Annotated in this window: 1 protein-coding gene; it reads left to right on the top strand. The window is 73.2% G+C overall.

Annotated elements, in window-relative coordinates; all coding sequences use genetic code 11:
- Positions 1-433: LysM peptidoglycan-binding domain-containing protein (locus FV218_RS23360; RefSeq protein ID WP_246685245.1), on the top strand; the 433-nt coding region annotated here is incomplete at its 5' end.
- Between the last annotated feature and the right edge of the window lie 18 nt (positions 434-451).

The following is a 451-nucleotide window of genomic DNA, read 5'->3' as shown; positions in this document are numbered from 1 at the left end:
CGCCGCGCCCGCCCCGCCGAGCCATCCGGAGAAAATCGCCCTTCTGCCGCAACCGTTTAAGGCCGATCCGCCCCGGACCGGGTCCACCCTTCCCATGCCGGCCATGACCGGTCCGGACCCCCGGCCCGGCCCCGAAGCCAAAGCTCCCGAGCCCAGGATCAGCGCTGAACCCAAAACCCTGCCCGACCCGAAGCCGGCTCCGGAGGAGGCGCCCCGCACGGTGTTCGTGCCCGAGATCGGCACGGCGCGGATCGTGCGGGGCGACAGCCTGTGGCAGATCAGCCGGCGCGTCTACGGCAGCGGCACCCGCTACACGGTGATCTACGACGCCAACCAGCCGCAGATCCGCAACCCGGACCGGATCTATCCGGGCCAGATCTTCGTGGTTCCGGCCGCCGGCACGGCGGCGGCGACGGGCGCCGAGCGCGGCTGAGCCCGTTCCGCCCGCGGC

Origin of the sequence: Methylobacterium sp. WL69 (genome assembly GCF_008039485.1) — a bacterium.
Taxonomy (GTDB): Bacteria; Pseudomonadota; Alphaproteobacteria; order Rhizobiales; family Beijerinckiaceae; genus Methylobacterium.
This window is presented reverse-complemented; position numbering and strand designations above follow the sequence as displayed.